We start from the raw sequence: 23,046 nt of genomic DNA on the forward strand, positions 1-23,046 counted from the left end.
TACTTGTCTTAATTTTGATACTTAATTCGTTTCAACTCTTTAGCCAAACAGATACAAGTAAAGTTGAAAATCTCTTTGATATGTCGTTCGAAGAATTGCTAAACCAAAATGTTGTAACGGCTTCAAAATACGAACAGTCTTTATCAGAAGCTCCTTCTTCAATTACGATCGTTACTTCAGATGATATAAGGGATTATGGTTATAATACATTGGATGAAGCATTAAATAGCCAAAAAGGATTTTATATTTCAAACGATCGTAATTATAGTTATATCGGAACCCGTGGATTTGGAAGGTCGGGCGATTATAACAATCGTAGTAAATTGTTGATAAATGGGCATACATTAAATGAAAATGTGTTTGGTTCAGCATCGTTTGGCTCGGCCTTATCATTTAACATGGATTTAATTGACCGTATTGAAATCGTACGAGGACCAGGTTCATCGATGTATGGTTCCGGTGCAATGTTAAGTGTTATAAATATAATCACCAAAAAGGGTCATGACATTGATGGCCTTGATATTAAAACTACATTAGGCAGTTATAATAAAAAAGAAGCTTCTGCCCTCTGGGGAAAAACATTGGAGAATGGCATTGATATAGTTATCTCGGGAATTGCTGGTCAAACAGATGGTCCCGATTTATATTTCGAAGATTTAGATACTCCCGAAACAAATCACGGAATTTCGAACGGTCTTGATTGGGAAAAGTTGTATGGTTTATACTCAGAAATTTCTAAAGGAAATCTGACAATTAAGGCTTCATTATCAAATCGCAGGAAAGGGATTCCGACCGGCGCATGGGAAACAGACCTCATAAACACCTCAAAATCTCTGGACTTAAGATATTACTTCGATCTTCAATACAAAAAAGAATTTAATAAAAAACTTTCCTTTCTACTTCGCTCATATTATGACAGTGACAATTATAAGGGGAAATACTCTTATGAATCTTACAAAAGCTATGATAAATCGAATAGTAACTGGCTAGGTACTGAGGCACAATTTATTTATAATATTAACAAGAAAAATAAATTTTCAGGAGGTGTCGGATATAAATATAATTCTGAAGCCAGTTACAAGGAGTGGGATTTGGATGAAACATATATGGATAAGAACAAACCATATTCTGAATTTTCGATTTATGTACAGGATGAATATAAAGTGTTACCAAATTTACGGTTAACAGCAGGTCTTCGGTTTGATTACCATTCATTTGGCACCAATTCTTTCTCACCAAGACTAGCTGCAATATACAATATCACAAAAAAATCAACCTTAAAACTATTATACTGTGAAGCGTACAGAACGCCCAGCTTTTATGAAACACAGTATGAAGAGAATGGGTATTTAAAAGCCAATAGTAATATAGACCCGGAAAGAATTCGAACAACAGAAGTGGTTTGGGAATATAATCCTCTAAATAATCTTTTTATATCAACGGCATTATATCAATACAAAATGAGAAAGCTAATTGATCAGACTCTTGATGAGGAAGATGGCTTAGTTTATTTTCAAAATATTGGGAGAGTTTCTGGTAAAGGTTTAGAGTTTGAAATTAAATACAAACCTCAAAATAAAACGACTCTATTTGTAAATGGCGCATTACAAAAGTCTATTGATTCGAATTCAAAAACTAAACTAACGAATTCGCCAAAATTACTTTTAAAAGCAGGAGTTATTCAATCAGTTACTGATTTGTTTACGATTTCTCCTGAATGTTTTTTTGAATCAAAAAGGAAAACGATTTACAAAACTTCAACAGATCCGTTTTTTCTGGCAAATCTCAATATAAGGTCCAAAATGTTATTTAATCATGTAATGGTCAATTTTAAAATAAGGAACATATTTGATACAGAATATGCTTATCCGGGTGGATACGAACACGCTCAACATTCTATAATTCAAAATGGAAGAAATTTCAGTTTTGGATTAAAGGTGCATTTGTAATAACAGGGTTAAATAAAAATAAATTGAAAATCCAGAAAATCATAATCCTTTTATTAATATTCATTTTCCCCGGGAAGATGATGGCGCAGGTCGACCAAGACCTTCTTAGAGCTGCGTATATGGAACGTATTACCCGTTTTGTAGAATGGCCTTCGGAATGTTTATCTGATGAGAATACAATTATAACAGTTGGTGTTGTGAACAATCCAGCATTTGCGAATACGATTAAAGAAATATTCAAATCGCAGAAAATAAAAAATAGAACTGTTAAGGTTCTAAGTTTACTTGAAGGAGACGATATTTCTTCATGTCAAATCTGTTTTATAGATAAAATTGATTCAGCAAGCCTGAAATCAACTATACCCTTGGCAAATAAATATGGTATTCTTCTTTTTTCACAAAACAAGATGTGTGCAAAGGCAGGAGTTCATATTAATTTTTTCATAGATAAAGGAAAGCTAAAATTTGAGATAAATAAGAGCTCTGTAGACTCAGCTGGATTTAAAATCAGCCATTTGTTAATGAAAAGTGCCCGCATTTTATAATTTGATGATATGATTCCAATCAAAAGACTAACGATAAAGCAAAAAATAATATTTATAATTCTGAGTATTACCATTATAAGTATTGGTTTAATCTCTACTCTGGGAATTCTAAGCTCTTATCGACATCTAAATGAAGACATAACTGACAATCAACAATTAAATGCTGAGTTAATTGCAGAAAACTGTGTTACAACTCTTTTGTTTAATGATGCAGAAGGAGCAAATAGAGTACTGAAAACTTTAAATAAAATTCCTAACATAAATTTTGCCAGAATATACGATAAGGATAGTCTTATTTTTGCTAGTTATTTGAGCAAAAACGAAAATTACGAAGAGCATAATCTTCTGATCAAGAACATTACTGAAACGAAAAACGATCATATAATTATAAATGAACCAATACTTTACAACAATAAACAATATGGTACGCTGTGCCTGGAGGTATCAACTGAAGCTATTCATGAAAAAATATTCAATTATATCGCAAGTGCAATTCTAAATTTAATTATCGTAATCATTATTGCTATTATTCTGGCCGCTAAGTTTCAGAATATAGTTTCGAAACCAATACTTAACCTAGCTCAGTTTGCAGAGAAAATATCTGAATCATCAAACTACCACCTAAGAATTGAAAAAACAACAAACGATGAGACAGGTATTCTATATGATCGATTTAATGGTATGCTTACCAGTATAGAAGAGTATCAATTGGAACGCGATAAGGCGGAAAAAGAACTCGTAATTGAACGGGAAAATTTAAAAAAGAGAACAATTGAATTAGAGCAGGCAAAAATTAAAGCTGAAGAGAGCGATCGTTTAAAGTCATCTTTTTTGGCAAACTTGTCTCATGAAATACGCACTCCGATGAATGCAATAATTGGATATGCAGATTTACTTAAGTTTCCTGAATATTCTTTTGCCCAAAGAGCAGAGTTCGTTGATATTATCAACTCAAGTGGCAAGCAACTATTATCTATAATCTCGGATATTATTGAGATCTCCAAAATTGAAGTCAATTTAGTCGTACTAAGGGAAGAACCTATTGATATTGATGCTTTTAGCTTGAATGTTTTTAAAGAATTGAGTATTAGTAAGCAAATAAATAAGGATGTCGATTTTAAGTTGAATAATTCATCGCCTAAACTGTTAGTTAAAATCATTGCTGATGAAACGAAATTAAAGCAAATACTTACAAACTTGCTTACAAACGCTTTTAAATTCACAGAAGAGGGATTTGTCGAATTCGGATATAAACAAGTTAACAATTCATACCTGGAGTTTTTTGTTAAAGATTCCGGTTTAGGAATTGATGAAAAGTATCACAATATTATATTTGATAGGTTCCGACAGGCAGATAATGAATTGCAATTTATGCATAGTGGTTCGGGCTTAGGTCTTGCAATTTCAAAAGCATATATTGAAATGATGGGTGGGGCTATACAGCTTCAATCGGAACCAGGCAAAGGATCATTATTCACCTTTACAATACCATATAAAGAAGCTGAAAAAGAAAAGACTATTGTTTCTGAAAATCCTACTCAAAACATAAATCAGTATGCGAGTGATACTATTCTGGTAGCTGAAGATGATGATGTAAATTTCAATCTTATCCAAGAGATGCTTTCTAAAAAACCCGTGAAAATTATTCGCGCGAATAATGGTAAAGAAGCTGTAGATATATGTAAAAATAATCCAAGTATTAGCCTAATATTGATGGATATTAAAATGCCCGTAATAGATGGTCACGAAGCTACCCGGCATATAAAAACATTTTTGCCTGATTTACCTATTATAGCAGTTACCGCATTTGCTCTTGCTGGCGATAAAGAGCACGCCTTGGAAGCTGGCTGTGATGCATATATTACGAAACAATGAAAAAGGATGAATTACTTCAAATAATCCAAAAAGTAAAATCTGTTAATTTTCAACTAAAAATGGACTGATTTAGCTTTAAGACTAAGCCACAGTTCTAGTTATACTCAGTTTGGTTCTGACACAGGGCTTATTTGTAAATTGAATATTATAAAATGGTAGCTTAATCTTTTGTCCATGTAAATGTAGCGACTCCAATTAGACTGCAAAAATGAAACGTATAAAACTAACAATGGGCTATCAGAATAAATCCGATAGCCCATTATTTTTCTGAATCGATTCTAAACCGAATAATTCATTTATATCTTATACTAGCAAGCTCTATTCATCTTATCAAGCATTGTTTTAAGAATAACATCGTCTGTTATTTGCATTCCTTCAGTTGCTAATAAACCAATATTACGAATTGTGGCTTCGACATCTTCGTCAACGATACCGTCCATATTCTTTAAACATTGATTGTTTATTGCTAATAAAGATGATTGAATTCCAGCGCTTACACTTGCCGAAATTTTCTGAGCACAACTGCTGTTTGCACCATCACAAATCATACCTGTAACGGATCCAGTCATATTTTTCAATGTTGAGTTCAAATGATTCAATTCACCCCCCATCATATAGGTTATACCACAAGCAGCACCTGATGTTGACAGTAATACACCACAAAGTGCTGACAATTGCCCTACAAAAGTTTTCATATGAATTGAGATTAATAATCCCAATCCCAATGCTCTTAGCATAGTATCGTCAGCAACCTTTAATTTCTCTGCAGCAACCATAATCGGTAAAGTCAAACTCATACCTTGATTACCACTACCACAATTAGACATGACAGGTAATGAACAACCAGCCATTCTAGCATCAGAACCAGCAGCGGCCATCATAACCGACTTATTGATAATATCTTCAGAAAGAACACCTTTTTCAATATTCAACAACATCGACTTCCCAACTTGCAATCCGTAACTACCTTTAAGACCTTCCTCTGCAATTTTTCTATTCAACTCAATACCATGATGAAGGAATTGAAGCTCAGAAATTTCCACATCTTTTATAAAATTATAGATTGATTCAATACTCCAATCTTCTTGTCCATCAGAAACTTCTACTGATGTATTTACTTCCTTGGTAAAAATAACTTCTCCGTTACGTTCTACCAATACGATATTTTCATGTCTATCTTGAATAACAACACGACTCATATCATCGCCATTATAACTAATACATTCAACATGAAGCTTAGGTACATCATGTACCATATGAATTTGAACCTTCGCATCACTAACAAAATTCTTTGCTTCTTCAGCTACAGTACTACTAATGTGAGTGAAAATCTCTAATCCATTTTTAGACTCACCTCCTAAAGCTCCTAAAGCAGCTGAAATTGGCATACCTACAAGAGTGGAGCCTGGTATTCCTACTCCCATCACATTTTTAAAAACATTTCCGCTAACCTTCATTTCTATTCTTTCAGGTTTAGCATTCAATATTTCACTAGCCTTAGCAGCTGCCAAAGCAATAGAAGCAGGTTCTGTACAGCCAGCAGCTGGCACAAACTCCTTCTTTAATTTGTTTAAGTAAACGTCCTTCATTGTTGTTGTTTATTAAAAGCAAATAGTCGCTTTTAAATTAGGTTAAGTATTAATTATTCTCACCTTGGTGAAAAAATTCAAAAGTAGATCCCAATAGGGATGTAAAACAATGCAATTTAGATTTCGAGCTTTTAAAAGTGCACATCTAAATCTAACCGGTCTGAGGTTTAAGCGATGCTACCTTTAAATAAGGAAACTCAATAAAAAAAAACGAATGCCCCTAAAACATTCATTCTTTTTTCCAAATTCATCTGTGATATTAAAAGAGAGGATCGACCGATTAAAACCGATCGATCCACAACTAACACAAACTAACAATCAAAATTATTCTGCAGGGTTCATAATAACCTCTACAGTATTCGTTTTCTTGAAAAGTTTCTTTGCAAACTTTTTAACAGCAGCAGCATCGATACCTTCAATCAATTTCTTATAATCTTCCTTTGAAGTAAATTCAGAACCTAACATTTGGTTCTTTTTTAAAGCACTCATCCAGAAAGAATTTTGTAATTCCGCTTCTTCTCTACTTTTAATGAAATTATTCTTAATCTCAGTTAGATCTGCAGCACTACACGTCTCTTTTTGAATTTTGATGATTTCTGCATTTACAATCTCAACCAGACGATCACATTTCTCTGGATCACAATCAAAGTTAATTCCTAAAGAAAACTCAGGAGTAGGTAATTTTGATGACGAAGGACGAACCCCTACACCATATGAACCACCTTCTTCTTCACGAATGGTTGTCATGTAACGCTTTGAAAGAAGTTGAGATACCACATTCAACATCAATCTATTCTTAAGTGTGTAATCAAAATCACCGCTTAGAGAGTATGAAACCGTTGTTTTAGGCACTGCCATCTTACGATCAAAAATCTTGCTGGTTTTTCCTTTTGCAGGACCAACTTTATGATCTACGAAAGATTCTTTTCGCTTAGTAGAGCTAATGTTACCAACATACTTTTGGATCATTGGCAAATGTACCTCTTCATTAATGTTACCCACAAAGATGAACGTAAAATCACTAGCATCAGAGAAACGCTCTTTATAAATTTCGCTTGCTCTATTGAAATCAATATTATTTACAAACTCGTCTCCAAACAATAGAGTACGAGATGAATAATTTGTACTTGCTAATGAAATCGTATCCTGTAGAGCTTTCTTATTATCAACACCAATATTTGCAAGGTAGTTTTTAATTCGAGCCATTTGTGCATTAAAAGGCGCTTCTTCAAAACGTGGTGCTTCGAAATTCAAATAAAGCAATTGCATTAATGTCTCAAAATCCTGAGGAGAAGCTGATCCTGAAAAGCCTTCAGTCAGCTCACCAAGGCTTGCACTTAAACCAACAATTTTACCCGTTAACTTCTTTTTTAATTGAGTTGCATCGAATTCTCCAACACCAGACATGCCAACAATTCCAGTAGCCATATCTGCTGAAGCTAAATCCTTTTCTGCAATTAATGAAGATCCACCAAAACTAAATGATGACATTGAAATATTATCCTTGCTGTATTCTGTTGGAAGAACAACAACTCTTGCACCATTTTCAAGAACATAGCCTTTTGCATCAGTTCCATCAACTTCAAATGTGCTTGTGATTTTAGCAGTAGCTAATTTCTTAGCAACAAGAGGCTGATCACCAGCTTCATCTTTATAAGCTTCAACATCAGAAGACTTCACTTTAGCTGCAACAGCTAATAACTCTTCTTTAGTTGGGAAATATTGTGTCGCATTTTCAGGGCCTTTCAAAATCAATGCTGAATTATTCTCATCTGAATATTTGTTAACCATTGCATTCACTTCTTCAAGCGTAATTGCAGGGATTGTTTTAGCCGCATAAGCCATCTCCCACTCTATAGACGGGAAAGGCTTTGACTTTAAGAACAAGTCACCCAATTGCTTTGCCCAAGAATCGTTACCTATTTTAGCACGATTCGCATAGTACGATTCGTATGATCTTTGAATTTGAACTTTAACACGATCCAATTCTGATTGATTAAAACCATGACGCTTCACACGTTCTAATTCTGTAAGGACTTCAGCAAAAGCCTCAAGTTCTTTACCAATTTTAGGAGATACATAAATATAATTAAGCCCCTTGGTTCTAGCCATTTCAAAATCGCCAAGCTCCATCCCAACAGCAGAGCATTCTAATTTCTTCGTTTTTTCAGAAATACGAGATTTAAGCATCTGAGAGAACATCGAATTAGCCATATCGCGTCTTTGAGTCTCTTCAGTGATCACTGGATCTAAATCATAACGAAATCCCCACATAATGCTCAGACTTCTTGCTTCCTTATCTTTAGCTGCTACGTAGGCCAATTCTTTTGAATCTTCAACTTGGCAGTATGTACGCTCAGCAGCATTCTTAGGCATAGGGATTTTTGAGAATAAAGCTTTTACTTTAGCTTCCATCTTCTCAGCATCAATATCTCCAACTATAACGACAGCTTGTAGATCCGGACGATACCATTTCTCGTAATAATCACGTAATGTTGAGTGCTCAAAATTGTCAATAACATCTAAAGATCCAATCACATCACGATCAGCATATTTTGAATTATTATACATCACAGGAGAAGTTTGATCTCCCAAACGCTTACGAACATTTCTTCTTGTACGCCACTCTTCGTGAATGACACCACGCTCCGACTGAATTTCTTTACCTTCTAATAATAGTCCGCCAGACCAATCATGTAGTACCAATAAAGCTGAATCCAATAAATTCTCGCTTGCAACAGGAATATTACTCAAGTTATAAACCGTTTCGTCTTGAGCTGTGTATGCATTGATATCACGACCAAATAGAATACCGTTTTTCTCTAAGTAATCGAGCATGTTTTTACCAGGGAAGTTCTTTAGGCCATTGAAAGCCATGTGCTCCAAAAAATGAGCCAAACCATTCTGTGCATCGTCCTCAAGAATAGCACCTACATTCTGAACGAAGTAGAAACTAGCTCTATCCTTAGGTTCCTCGTTATGCATAATGTAGTAGGTCATGCCATTCTCCAGCTTACCCGTCTTTACCGCCTCATTGGTAGGTACAGTAGTTGTATACTGAGCAAAAGAGTTCAATCCTAGAATGCTAAAACACACTAGAAGTGAAAATTTTAATTTTGAAGTCATATTTAAAATATTTAATCCAGTGGGTCCAATAGGTAAGCCTGCTTTCTTTAGTGGTGTACAAAACATTTTTAATCTATTTCAACTGAATTTGATTTAAAAGGAAAACATACTAGATGTTTAACTGGTTTCTTTCGACTTTGACATTCTTCAACTATTTGTAAAATCTTTCCGACAAGAAAGGACAGAATCCAAGAGCTCGCTTTCAATTTCTTTAAAAACAGATCCGACCAAAGATGATTTTAAAGAAGATTGTGCCTCTAAGACACCAAACGATTCCAGACGGACCCTGCCCCTCTACCGACTAACTAAAAAAATAATTAAAAAACTATTTGCATATAATACAGTACAAAGACGCTGCAAATATATTGCTTTTTTTACACTAGAGAACTAGAGTGTAACGCTTGTCCCGTTCTTAAAATTCTTTATACCATCATCAAGAAACTTAACAAATGCTTCCACATCTAAATCGTAAGCTCTTGGTGTATGTAAAGTTTTACCTTCATTATCTAAAAGCACATAATAAGGTTGAGCGTTTACGTTATAATGCTCTATTTGATAATTAGCATTAATCTTACCCAATGTCTTTTTTGTCTTACCATCGTAGTTAGATACAACCCACTCTTCTTTTGGTAATTTTTTCTTATCGTCAACATACATGGCTACGATGATATAATCGTCTCTTAAGCGTCTCAACACTTCAGGATTAGACCATACGTTTGACTCCATCTCACGACAATTTACACAACCGTGACCCGTAAAATCGATAAACAATGGTTTATTCTGAGCTTTGGCTGCTGCTTTGGCCTCATCCATATCGAAATAACCTTGTAAACCATGTGGCAAGTGAAGGAAATCACTATATTTTGCATTGATCTTAGCTTGATGAGTTCCACCAGAACCACCGCTATTACGAACCATTGCCTGAATATCAAAATCTAAACTTGATTGTGGAGGTGTAAATCCTGATAATGCTTTAAGTGGAGCACCGAACATTCCTGGAATCATATAAACTACAAAAGAGAATGATGCGATAGCTAACATTAATCTAGGAACACTTACATGTTTCACTGGACTATCGTGTGAGAACATTAATTTCCCTAACAAATAGAATCCCATTAATGTGAAGATGACAATCCAAATAGCTAAGTAAACTTCTCTATCTAAGATTCCCCAATGGTAAGTCTGATCTGCAATACTTAAGAATTTCAATCCTAAAGCTAATTCCAAGAATCCCAATACAACTTTCACAGAGTTCAACCATCCACCTGACTTAGGCATATTGTTCAACCATCCCGGGAAAATTGCAAACAATGTAAATGGAAGTGCAAATGCTAATGAGAATCCTAACATACCAATAATTGGCATCAAAACTTCACCACCTGCTGAAGCCACAAGAATAGATCCTACAATTGGTCCAGTACATGAGAATGAAACTAACACAAGTGTGAAAGCCATAAAGAATGAACCCATAAACCCACCTTTATCTTCATTTGCAACAGACTTGTTTACCATCCAACTTGGCATTGTAATTTCGAACATTCCAAAAAATGAAAATGCAAATACAACAAAGATGATGAAGAACAGTACGTTTGGAATCCAGTGTGTACTCAAGAAGTTAGCAAAATCTGGTCCCATCACTACGGCTAGGATAGTACCGATAATCGTATAGATTGCAATAATTGAGAAACCATAGAAGAAAGCATTCATTCTTCCCTTAGCTTTATTACCCCCACCAGAGTGCATAAAATAACTCACTGTCATAGGAATCATTGGGAATACACAAGGTGTAACAATTGCAATCAAACCACCAATGAAAGCCGCAATGAAAATTGCCCAAAGACCTTTCTTTGATTTTTGCTCCTTATCTACCGGAGCTGCCTCTTTTGTATCAGCCTTAAGCTCTTCCTTAACAACAGCTGCAGTCTCTTTATCGCTTAATGATAAATTGAAATCTTCTTCCCCCATTACACAACGTCCAGAAACATCAGTACATGCCTGATACTCGAACGAACCCGCAACTTTTAAATTAGCTGTTAAAACTTTAATTGTTTGGCGAAATTCAGCTTTCTTTTCAAAATAGCTTACTTCACCTTCCCATACTTCGTCGTAGTTTTTATGGGCATTTATTGATTTTACTTTACCAACTAATTCGTAAGAATCATTTTCGGTAAAGTTGAAAGTCGCTACAATAGGGCCTAAATCAGGATCAAAGTCATTTGAATACACATGCCATGTATCCTCAAGGTCTCCTTTAATTAATACTTCAAGAGTTTCTCCTACCTTCACATCTTTCTTCGAAAATTCGACCTTCCACTTGGCTGGCTGAACAATCTGACTAAATGCACTTAAAGTAATCATGCTGCTCAAAATAAAAACGAGAGCAAATTTAAAATTCAATTTCATTGGTCTTAGTTTTTGTTAGTTGTTGTGTGTGGCAAATTAATATACCACTAATTCAATATTGCTTTTTATCTCCTGAGAGATATTGTGTTTTTTGATTATTTTCAATTTTCTTACACTCATAAGACCCGCAATCAGGTAAAATGGGTGAATCAGATTTCATTTTTTTTTGTCAAAAAATATTAAACTCAGCAAGATAGCGATCATAGACTAAACAATCACCCCAATTGTTTTGTTAACAAAAGATCGCATAAGCAGCTTAATTTGCATAAACTTACACGCTCACATTTAATCTAGATTAGATGAAAATAGAAATTCATTCTTTCTTGAAAAAAAATAACATTTTTGTGTTTTTTTTTCATCTGTCTCCATCTAGAGCTTAACCTGATGTAAAATTGATAAATTCAGATTAAAACCAAGCCTATTTTTCTCGTTTTTTGTTAGAACAGTCGTTCTTTTAACAAGGAGTTAACAATTGCAGCTCGAGGCAATTCATAATTCACTGGATTATATTCAAACAAACAAGTCCGTTTCAAAATGGAGCTGTCCTTCAATAATACATTAATTACGAAATAGAACAGAGACTGTACTTATATGAAGCTTCCTCCTGATCAGGTATCCTATATCACTGAAATAGTCGAAACAAAGCTTGGAACCTGACAGTTGAATTCATGGTTTAATATCTCAATCCATTTTAACACTTTAAATTGGAAGTTATCATTTTGATGAATATCAGGTAATTTATTTACTTGACACAGCGAAAAAAGATAGGATCAAAAAAACCACCTCTAAGTAGAGGTGGTTCAATATCATATAAGATAATTACATAGGTAGTGGATTCTATGCATCTTTTTTTAATCACGGGAAACATTAAAAAAACGCTCAACTATGTGTTCATTACCAGCCTTATCTTTTAAATGAAATTTAAAATTATAATCTCCAACTATGGCATTCTCGCCAACTTTTACGTCTAAATTAAGTTCATATGATTTAGCTCCTAAAATAGTCGGAAAAGCTTTTCCCTCAGCATCCAATTGCTGATGCGTTGAAAAAGCATCAGAATATTTATCGGCAGTGATACCTCCCTTACTTATTACAATTCTATAGGATGCTAATTCCTGATCATCTTGAAGTTGTGCATTTATATGAATTTTATCTCCACGTCGTACTTCAAAGTGAGTATTGGGACTTAGTAAATTAATTTTTGGAGATACCTTATCAGTCTGTTCTTGAGAAATATATGAAAATCCTACTAAAGGAAGAAAAGTTAACAAACAGATAAACAGTTTTGAATTAAATCTTATTTTATTAATCCTACTTTTTGGGGAAGTAAAATATGCCATAGGTTTATATTTAGGGATTACTTATTTCAATGTAGCTGAAATAAAGATAGTAAACTGACTTGAAGAATAAAAAAAACAATAGATGTACACTTCATCTGTTAAAGGACACTTTTAACATGTAAAATGATCAGAAAACTTGATCAAGATCAAAACTTTAATACAGAACAATTTCGTTAATAAATGTTAATTTCAGTAGTCCATAAAGGGATAAAACACACATTACTACCTTTATTGATTAATAAAAATTAAAGATCAGATATCTTTAATTTTTTCTTGGACAATCCCCGAAACCTACTGTCTGTCACACTCATGAGCATATTTAAAACAAGTATCCTTACTGAATAGACAAGGTTCTAATTAAGCCCTTACACTTATTGCAAATACAAAAAAAGTCACCCCGAAGGATGACTCAAATCTTTTAAAGAAGATTATTTTTTATTTGCCAGGGTAGTTCAAATCGAATTCATCATCCCCCAATACACACTGTCCACTTACATCAGAACAAGATTGAAAATCAAAGGTTCCTTCGATCTTTAGAGGTAAACTCAACACTTTAATTTGCTGACGCATTTCTGCGGTATTTTCGAAATAACTCACTTCACCATCCCAAACTTTATCGTAGCTCTTCTTAGAATTCAAAGGCTTAACTTTTCCAATACGCTCATAACTTGCATTCGCTTCAAAATCAAATTCAATCAAAATGGGTCCCAATTCCGGATCAAAATCATTAGAATACAAGTGCCATGACTTATCAATCTTTGCCTTAAAAACAACATCAATTACATCACCTACTTTAATTTCTGTTTTCGATAAGTCTACCTTCCACTTTGCTGGAGTTAGAATTTGCCCAAAAGATAGGCTACTCAACATCAACAACAAACCAACTAATACAGTAATTCTTCTGTTCATATCTTCTTTTATTAATTTGTACAAATTATGCAGCAAGATAGCATCTCACTATAATAATGCCCCCTAAAATACCAACATGGGTGAATTAATATACAGAAAAAACTATTAAAGGATGTTAATTCTCTGAGTCCAAGCCATTCTTTTGAAAAAAGCCACCCCTAAGGATGGCTTTAAAAGTAATAAGATGAACAAGGCTACTTTTTCGTTTTGCTTTGCTTTTTAACGACAGACTCAGAGGTTTTACTCTCCTTTGTCGTATGCTCCCTGTATTTTTTCACAGCAGCAAATTTAGCCGCAGCAATGGTTTCACGATTCGCTTTTTCGGTAATCTTTCCACGGGAAAGATCATCTACCGCGATATAACCATTCTTCAAAAGAAGCTGAACAATCATGTTATTGACAATGGTTTCTTCACTGTAAGCTTCTGCAATATAAAGCTGATCACAATCCTCGTAAAACGACTCAGCAAACTCCTGATTATTTGGCAACCACATTAATTGCTCATAGGTTTCAGTGAAACTATTCAGCTCAATATTAATGTTTGGTGTTACCAACAATGGACTAAATTGATGATTCTTTGGAAGTGGTTCATAACCATCCAACATCGAAAAATCAACCGCTTTCTTTGTATTATCCAGTCTGGTAAAACGCGCCTTTCTCATTTGCTCCATTTGGTACAAAAAGAAATTGTATCGCTCCACTTCCAAACTCTTCTTATGATGCAAGAACAACCAGCCATACTTTTGCTCAATATCCTTTTTCACCACATTCTTCGTTTTATGAATGTCTGGATTGGCATTCCTAACCTCTTGTATCAATCGTCTCACATCCTGAGCAGCCTTTTGTGGCCCGGTAATCTCCTTCCCTTTTTTACCCAAATCAGTAGAAAGAATACCACACTGTATGTGCTTGCCTTTTCCTTTACCCGATTTACCTCCCTTAAGGACTTCAATCAGATGCTTACGAATCTCTAATTCATCATCTTCATGAATAAACGGGTTACCTCCTGGTGTACTTGCTAAAGAATTAAAGATGCTGCTAAAGAAAGCTCGATCCAGAACAAACTCAACAGGTGCATCTTCAGATTGAGCTGTCACAATAAATCGATTCTTGATGATATCAAAACGGATAGATCTAACTTCTAAATCCAATGCCTCTCTATGGAATTGTTTCCTGGCAAATATCTTATTAACCACCTCTTCAATATCAATCTTCTCAATCAATTTATAGGAAGAAGCCAAGTACCATTTCCCATTCTTTGGATCCTTTTCCCAATCCAGAACTTCATCCAAATAGTTACCATGTTGATCCAACACTTCCACAATATTCTTATCGGCCGTATAGCGCAATAAAGTTCTTTGGAAATGAGGGTTATCCTGACTAGTTGCCTTTTCCTTACGCTCACCGTGAGCATCGCGATAAAGCATAAAGTTCTCAGGATTGGAATATTTCACTATGCCAGCCTCATCCTTAGAAAAATTATTGGCTGTTAAAACAATATCAACCTTATAAGGCATGCTAATATCACAGAATCCCGAAATGGTAGATCTTGAGTTCAAATCCTCCACATTAGAATCGGCACTCGACTCGAATAGAGGTCTGTATTGCTTGATGTATTCCGGATCAAAGTCAGTGACACGAGAGAAATCACCCAGCTCGGTACCTACACCATATAAGTTCCCCTCAGTATCAGGGAAAAGATGAAGCATATCACCTGCAACCAGCTTGATAGAACGAACCCCTGGCAGGTCTTTCTTTAACCATTTCAGCATCATAGCTGCTAGCATTTCAGACTTGCCAACTCCAGAGTCACCACTGATTAATAAACCAAACAAAGAACCATCATCACCTTCTATCACAAAGAATGAACCGTGAACAGGAGCACCTCCCATTTCTTTCACCTTCTCGTTCAGCATGGTTAATCTTGGCTTTTTCACGTCACCAAAATAGTCTACCGATTTCTTAAGAGGTGTAACAATGGTTTTAATCTTTCCATTGGGTCCATTCAAATCGAAATAACCAATTTGTGGGTAGGAAATCACCTTCTCTGGTGCACCTAAAAACAAGACGATATCCGGCACAAAATTCTTCGCTTCTTTTAAGCTAACCGCCTTTGGCTGAATCAATCTATAATTATCCGCCAAGTACTTCATGTACGACTTTTGGAAAACATACAGTTCGTTAACCAAACCACCTTTTACAATTCGACAACGGTAATCGTCGGTATCCATATTTTGGATAAATTTAGACATACGTGTCGCAAAGAAATCTGAAGATGGACGTGTCGACATGTTCTTAATAAACTCTCTTGGCGATTGTTCACTAAGCTCCGAAATCTTATGATCTTCAAGATTAGCTCTATCAATTTTATGGAATGGATACTCCCTCTTCTTCGCATCGGTATTCATACGCGTATGCGTTTGAACGGGTTGCTCGGCAGCAATCACACCACACTTGGTCATCACCTCATTAATCCAGGAAAGTTTTCCTTTTTCATGGGTATCCAAAACCTTGTTCTCCATTTCAAAATTCTGATACATGGTAAAACCATGCTGAATCATCTCGTTCAACTTGGAATTTTGGCACAGATAATCCATGCTCAATAGCTTAATCAAAATATGGTTGAACCTATTGTAAAGCTGTGTATTTCGAGTACGATTCAAAGCAGAAGTCAAGAACAAGCTCATTTGTCTGGCTTCACTTACGATCTGTTCTTCGACTAGTTTAAATGATTGACGAATAACGATTTGCTCCAACAGAACCTTGACTTCGTTAGCAATCAAACTCTCAGAATACAAGCGTGTATCTGGTTCATCATGTGTTCCCAGTCCTCGGAATAGTCTGTTCACCGAATTCGTTAGATTCTTGACCAAGGCCACTTCTGATTGAATCAAATAGATAGACAATAGCTTTCCTTCAGCGGATTTATCTTTTAATAACGTATTAAGTTCTGACTGAACAGAAGCAAGTATCAGATTCCTATGAGAATGCTCACTCAACTCTTTTTCAGACGCTAAGCTTTGTAAAAGATCATGCACCAGTAAATCAAGATTAACGCCACTCATCCGCTTACCCGATATCTCCTGCAGGCGCTCACTTGCTTTTGCAAACAACTGATCAACTGAAGGTTCTATCAACTCTTTCTCGAAAGGCAAGTTGAAATGCAAGAGAATTTCACGGATGTACTTACGTAGAATAACGTTATAGCCCTCAAGCTTCGCCAAATCACCCGAGGGGTCTTTTTCATTGGCATTCAAAACCAACATCTTCACCTTGGAATCTGAGAAGAGAATACGCTCCATATCAATCAGAATTTCCGTCATGACAAGCTTCTCATCCGGACCATCAAGAAGATGCGCATTAGGCTGGTATTTCAACTTGCTATTCACATATTTTTGAATGGTTGGCTTGCCATAACGAGCCAGAACTTCATTGATATCCAAATGCTTAATCGCAGGTATATTTCTGTAGATCTGAGGCAATAAATTCTCATAAATCTTCGAGAAAGCCTGACTGCTCAAAAATTCAACCAAGTTGGTACACTGACCAATATTCTCGTAGAATTCGATCACAGCATTCGTAGAATCTCCAATAGAATTAATACTCACGCCACACACATTAGGAAATGCATGATACATGGTCTTAATATCATTGATCTTCAAGCTATAATTCGTGCGTTTTTCAAGATCACGAATTTGCTTATAATCCTCAAGGACTGAATCAATAAACTCCCTATCACGTTTCACTGGGAAGAGTTCATTTAAAACGTCATCATTCTCCAGTCCACCCTTTTTCTTGCCTTCATTAAAACGAATCCAGTTAGTGATAAACAATCTGAATGCATTCTCTAACTCTTTGGCATAAACTTGATAGCTAGCCTCGGTTCCTTCCACATAGTCACCCAATGAGAAACGAACAATTCCCGTTTTATAGGGTATGGCAGCAATGCCTCTTTTCTCGGCAAACGCCTGAGTAAAGGCCTCTAAATCCTGATAGGAAGAATACCCCTTCAATGTCATATTGAATAAGTAAGCACCCTCAGAATTCAAGAATCCCACATCGCTTAATTGCTGTTCGTCTATGATTTTAGCAGCCACTGCCTTAGCCATTTTCAACCTTTTGATTGATTCGGATCTAAAGATTCGGTTAACACGAAATTGGTTCAATTCACCAACAATATGCTGCTTGTAATAGCTAAAGAAAGCTTCCCCCTTATACTTAAAATCATCAGGAAGTTCCAATACATCTAGCTTATCTAAAGATAGTAGCTCATCCAAAAGGAAAAGATGAAGCGGACTACCCTCAAACAAAGATTCTCTTTTGGTGGACTCCGAACTGAGTGCTATAGTTGTTGGCACATTGCTTTTCACCTTCGATTTAATGAAATCCTCCAGCTTCTGCTTCACCTTATGACGAGAAGCATCCTTAGGAAGAGCCTCATCCATCTGAACTTTTATTCGCTTGGCTTGTTGAGCCACTTCCAAAATATTCACCAACATAAAGAGCGAACAAGAATTACCCCTGCTTGCATCTGATTGTTTACGGGCAAAAGCCGTTACATCCTTTTTAGCCTCAGTTACGGCCAAGGCTCCCAATCGGTCGCCAGTTGCTCCCAAATTCTTAGTGGTCGATATAGATGCCACCATAGAAATACGCGCATAACTGGCTATATTATTAATGATATAAGAAGAAATCGTTCTCCACTTTGGCTCTTCAGGATCATCGATCTTAACGGAGTCGTTATAGGCCTCATCCAAGAAAAGAGTTAACTGTGTATTGCTAATAAACTTCAGGAATTTTATTAATGCCACATTATTAAAATCCGTATAGCCTGTTGGGTTCGAAGGGTCATTGATTAAGATGGTCGAGTTGGCACAAAAATTATCCCACAAACTTCCTGTCTCATCAAACAATTGAAAAGAACTCTTGATGCGTTGTAGCTTGGTTAAAAAGCGCTCGTAATCGATACGACCTTCATCATCTAACTCAATCTCAACATCGAAAGCATTCATATCGAATTGCTCGATTGGGAACAAATCTTTATACTCCCAGGCTGCTTGCTGATTCAAGAAAATAAAAGGCTTCGCATGAGTGCGATTCAAGACCAAATCACGAATAATCATCTGAACATCATCAGAGATTGATGTTTTTTCTAGATTACCCAAACCTGAGATGAACTCACGAATAATTTGCTTATCCTCCTCGCTTTTCTGCTCGTATTTTTTCTCTATACCAAGATCAATCAATAGGTTTCTGAAGCGGCCTTTATTATCCGCTTCGTTCTCAACTTTAATCAAATACTCCTTATACTTTTCGAGGAAAAGATTAATCCCAAAATTCTTATGGAAATGGTTATGCAGGGTACGCTGATAACTATCAGGAATGATATCCAAAATAACACGACAACGCTCAACAACATCCTTTTTTAAACTCTTTAACTTACGCTCAAGCAGATATTCGCCATAGGTTTTAAGTTGATTTCGACCACCACCTTCAACAATGGTAGCCAATTCAATATCCTTGCTATCAGCATAGAAATAGGACTTCATACGAGTTTCAAACTCTTGAAGCAAAATCTCAATGGTCTCAGTCTGCTTTTTAGAATCTTTTATATTCTCAATAAAAGAGATAAAAGCAACTAGTTTCGACAAAATGTATTTGTCTTTAATAATCTGACGAGCAAACTCATCAAACTTATATAAAATGATATCCTGGTCAGGGTTTTCTGGTTCCGCCAATTGCTCGGTTTTCAGTCGAGCCAACTCCTCTTCATAATCCTTGATCTTAGCTTCGGCAGCCAAACGGAATTTCTCCAAATTACGGGAATTCACCTTATCCAGAATCAAACGAAGATTCATTTGAGTATTGGCAGGCGCTCCCAATTTCTTGGTATGAACCTTATTCAGGGTATTGATCACTTCGTTGTGGAAGGAGAATACCAAGCTGGTGTTCGATGCCAATGACTCAGGCGAGCAATCAACAAATATCATACGTGTTAGCAATGGAAACCATTTGAAATCATTCAGTGGGTTTCGACGCATATGCTGCACCTTCACGATAAAAATGCTGGTAGTATCCTCACAAATTTGATCGTAAACCTCATCGGGACTTGTGAATTCAATCACACGAACAATCTCAGGCTGGAAAATCTCATCACGAATGAGTTTAATAGCCGTGTCAGCCGTTCCAGAAACCAGAGTTCTGATAAAACCATTCAAGCCCTTAAAATTGACGGTCGATTCGGTACGGGTTAAGAAATGCTCTTTCTCCTTTGCTGTGGTGTAATGTGTACTTTGAACAACAAGCTGATCCATTACATCTAAAAGGTAATTCCATTGAGCTTCTTCAATATAGCCGTTTACACCGATGACGTCGCGAAACTTTCGTAGCTCACGGACCTTATCTCCAAGTAAAATCTGATACAGAAAGTTGATTAGATGTTGACTAACAGGTGGTGTACCAACAGAAAAGTCAGGCGCATTTAAAATGTGATTCAGTTGTTTCTTTTCCTTTTCGTCTACAGCTTCGATGTCCATTAGGTGGTTAATTCGCTTGACAAAGGACTGTCGTTTAGCGCTGTACTCAAATGCTTTCGAATTTTCATGAGGGAAAATCATCAGGGAAACATCAACATAAGCTGGAATAGACTCTTTAAGGTCTAATAGTCGCTTGTTGATTTCCAGTTCTTGATTGACCGGATCATCTGATTCTTCATAACAAAGCCTTACAAATTGAGTAAGGCTTTCAAAAATACGATGTGGAAGAAAGTTCTCTGCTCTTTCTCCCAAGGATTGGTACAGGTTGATAAAAACCTGCGCCTCGTAGTTTAATTCGGATTGTGGCCTTCCGGATACGTGCATTTTAATTTTGGTTGTTGTATACCAAATTAACACCAAAACATATCTTATAAAATGATTCTTTTCAGCTATCTCTTCGTTAAAAAAGATGCAAGGTAACTACGGCTATCTTTTACTTTTTTGCCTCGATCTAGCTAAAAACTAATTTATTTTATTTCAAGATACTTTTGAAATTAAATTGATATTAGTTAGAAATACGGACTAGAGATTATTCATCATCAGTCATACAAACATAGTGAGATTTTTCACTCCTTCGTGTGTTTTTTCCCACTATTAATTTCGCAAACCTTTGCACAATAGGTTTTTATGATTTCAATCGTTTTCAGATGAAGACAAGTCATAAAAAAAACCACCCCCGAGGTGGAGGTGGTTTAAATCATCTAATCCTAAACAAGAATAGAATAGTTGTTTGTTGTAAGTACTTAATTGTTTATTGAAACAATTCATGTTTATACCTATAAGACCCCTAATCGATTAAAATGGGTGAATGAAAGGTGAAAAAAGATTGAAAGACACTCTCCTTTCCAAATAGATATCGGGACCACTTTGAAAGGGGGAATTTAAAAACCACTCCCGAAATGAAGCTGATTCCAAACACATTTATCAATCACAAAGGCAGTCTCTATGACTGCATATTTTCAATTTCCTTTTTCAATTGCAAAACACTGGCTCCAACTTTTTCACCTTGAGCTACAATCTTTTCTATGCTTAATTTTCTTCTCCCTTAAGAAATTCCACTGCCCACAGGTCTTTCTTCTGATCTTCAGGGGCAAGTTCCACTGATTTTTCAGCTTGAATTTTAGCATTTTCTTTCTGTCCTACTTTATTCAATAAAAAAGCGTAAGTATCGATGTTTGCAAAATTGGCATTCAATTCAACCGAACGTTTTGCCATTTTAACAGCTGTGCTCAAAAGCTCTTGACCAAGATCTTCTTTAGCTTCTGCAATACCCCATGCGTAACGATTTAGATTTTCAGAATTGTCAAAATCATACTTAACGGCATAATCAGCCATTGCCTGATAATACTTCTTCTGATCAGGATCTCTCCTAAGCATGTTCATATCCATAAAGGCAACCACCTTAGTTCCCACTTCTTTATCAAGTGAAATAAATTCCTGCTTCTTAAGATTAAAAGCATCCATGTCACCTTTACGAGCTAACTGTCCCAGTTCTCCCATCATCGTATATTCCAGAAATTGATCAACTCGGCCTTTATCAGCTACGGCATAAAACTTAGCCTTATTCTTCAGCACAAAGTGATATATAGGATTTGACGTGCTTTTAATTGTGTTAGTAATCAACTCAGCATCGCCAGAATTAATCAATGTTTCAGGTTTCTTACTTGAAAAATAAATATCCGTGGCTTCCTTCACATCAATACCCGCTCTTGATGAAGTCATGATATACTTTTGCATGAATTCAGAACTGCGATCACCCTTTTTGAATCGTTTATCCAAAGCAGACCAATTGTTCTCCATATCTAAAGCTAATGTCGCTGTTACTATTAATGAATTAGCATCGCCAGCACCTACAGTTTTGTGCTGAATATTACCATCAGCATCTAACCACAATAGAGTAGGGAAAGCACTTACATTGTACATAGCCATTAAAGGCTTACCTGCTTCCGACTCCATATCCATTTTCACATTCACAAAATTCTTATTGAAGAAATCTCCAACTTGCTTTTGAGTGAAAATATTTTTAGACAGATACTTACATGGTCCACACCAAGTGGTATAACAATCCATGAAAATGATTTTATTTTCCTTTTTAGCCTTTACTAAAGCTTCTTCAAGCGTTCCATGCTCAAATTCAATTCCTTGCGCAAATACACCAGCAAAAGCAAATATTGCAACTAGTGATAGAATAATTTTTTTCATCAATTTTAGATTTATGTCACAAAAGTTTGCAACAAGTTACATATATAAGAACCTATAAAACGCAATTAGGGTGAATTCATATGGCAAAATAAATGTTAAATAAGCTTAAACTCATAGATTTAATAAGCATTTTCGTCTTTACAAATTCTGTATAAATGAAGATCGATAGAAAAAATACATTAACGATTAATTCCTGAAATACTTAATACTATTAGTCCAGAGGCAATAGGTTCTTACCCATTAGCAATCTGACGACTTTCCCTAACAGTCACAAAACTCAAGCGTGAATTTAATTAAATCCTAGATAATACAAAAAACACCCCTCTCAGTTTGGATGTGCAGAAAGGAGTGTTTTATTTTTTTACACTTCGAGAGAAAGTGTCTTTAAAATCAATAACTATAATTTACTAGTTATTCATTTTCAAATATTTCTTTTACTTTATTATATAAAGCTTCACCTCGTAATCCTTTGGCTAAGATTTTACCTTTACGATCTAATATATAAAATTGAGGTATAAATTTTAGATTGAAATCTTCGGCTACATCACCTTTAAATCCATCAAAATCGCAAA

Annotated in this window: 10 protein-coding genes; 3 read left to right on the top strand and 7 right to left on the bottom strand. The window is 35.6% G+C overall.

What is annotated here, in order from left to right; genetic code table 11:
• Positions 1 to 80: 80 nt before the first annotated feature.
• The 3 genes from ACXR6G_RS17980 (at position 81) to ACXR6G_RS17990 (ending at position 4,369) form a co-directional block, all read left to right on the top strand.
• The gene (locus ACXR6G_RS17980; protein ID WP_458362840.1) at positions 81 to 1,949 is read left to right on the top strand and encodes a TonB-dependent receptor plug domain-containing protein; all 1,869 of its coding nucleotides are present in this window, start codon (positions 81 to 83) and stop codon (positions 1,947 to 1,949) included.
• An 80-nt stretch (positions 1,950 to 2,029) separates the two neighbouring features.
• Positions 2,030 to 2,494, top strand: a complete 465-nt coding sequence (locus ACXR6G_RS17985; RefSeq protein WP_458362849.1) for a YfiR family protein — start codon at positions 2,030 to 2,032, stop codon at positions 2,492 to 2,494.
• A 9-nt stretch (positions 2,495 to 2,503) separates the two neighbouring features.
• Positions 2,504 to 4,369 (top strand): ATP-binding protein, encoded by a 1,866-nt coding sequence (locus tag ACXR6G_RS17990; protein WP_458362841.1) that lies wholly within the window; start codon positions 2,504 to 2,506, stop codon positions 4,367 to 4,369.
• 308 nt (positions 4,370 to 4,677) lie between these two features.
• Here ACXR6G_RS17990 and ACXR6G_RS17995 read toward each other — a convergent pair whose 3' ends face one another.
• The 7 genes from ACXR6G_RS17995 to ACXR6G_RS18025 all read right to left on the bottom strand — a co-directional run bounded on the left by ACXR6G_RS17995 (position 4,678) and on the right by ACXR6G_RS18025 (position 22,474).
• Positions 4,678 to 5,958: an L-cysteine desulfidase family protein gene (locus ACXR6G_RS17995; protein WP_458362842.1), complete on the bottom strand. Its 1,281-nt coding sequence runs from the start codon at positions 5,956 to 5,958 to the stop codon at positions 4,678 to 4,680.
• Between the two features lie 324 nt (positions 5,959 to 6,282).
• Positions 6,283 to 9,084: a M16 family metallopeptidase gene (locus tag ACXR6G_RS18000; RefSeq protein WP_458362843.1), complete on the bottom strand. Its 2,802-nt coding sequence runs from the start codon at positions 9,082 to 9,084 to the stop codon at positions 6,283 to 6,285.
• 387 nt (positions 9,085 to 9,471) lie between these two features.
• Positions 9,472 to 11,487, bottom strand: coding sequence for a protein-disulfide reductase DsbD family protein (locus ACXR6G_RS18005; RefSeq protein WP_458362844.1), 2,016 nt, complete (start codon positions 11,485 to 11,487; stop codon positions 9,472 to 9,474).
• Positions 11,488 to 12,338: 851 nt separating this feature from the next.
• Positions 12,339 to 12,827, bottom strand: coding sequence for a DUF4625 domain-containing protein (locus ACXR6G_RS18010; RefSeq protein WP_458362845.1), 489 nt, complete (start codon positions 12,825 to 12,827; stop codon positions 12,339 to 12,341).
• A 435-nt stretch (positions 12,828 to 13,262) separates the two neighbouring features.
• A complete protein-coding gene (locus ACXR6G_RS18015) occupies positions 13,263 to 13,736 on the bottom strand; it encodes a protein-disulfide reductase DsbD domain-containing protein (protein ID WP_458362846.1) in 474 nt (157 codons plus the stop codon).
• A gap of 194 nt (positions 13,737 to 13,930) precedes the next feature.
• Positions 13,931 to 20,596 (bottom strand): aminotransferase class I/II-fold pyridoxal phosphate-dependent enzyme, encoded by a 6,666-nt coding sequence (locus ACXR6G_RS18020; protein ID WP_458362847.1) that lies wholly within the window; start codon positions 20,594 to 20,596, stop codon positions 13,931 to 13,933.
• Positions 20,597 to 21,301: 705 nt separating this feature from the next.
• On the bottom strand, positions 21,302 to 22,474 hold the full coding sequence (locus ACXR6G_RS18025) for a thioredoxin fold domain-containing protein (protein WP_458362848.1): 1,173 nt from the start codon (positions 22,472 to 22,474) through the stop codon (positions 21,302 to 21,304).
• Positions 22,475 to 23,046: the final 572 nt, after the last annotated feature.

Source organism: Ancylomarina sp. YFZ004, from assembly GCF_054254355.1.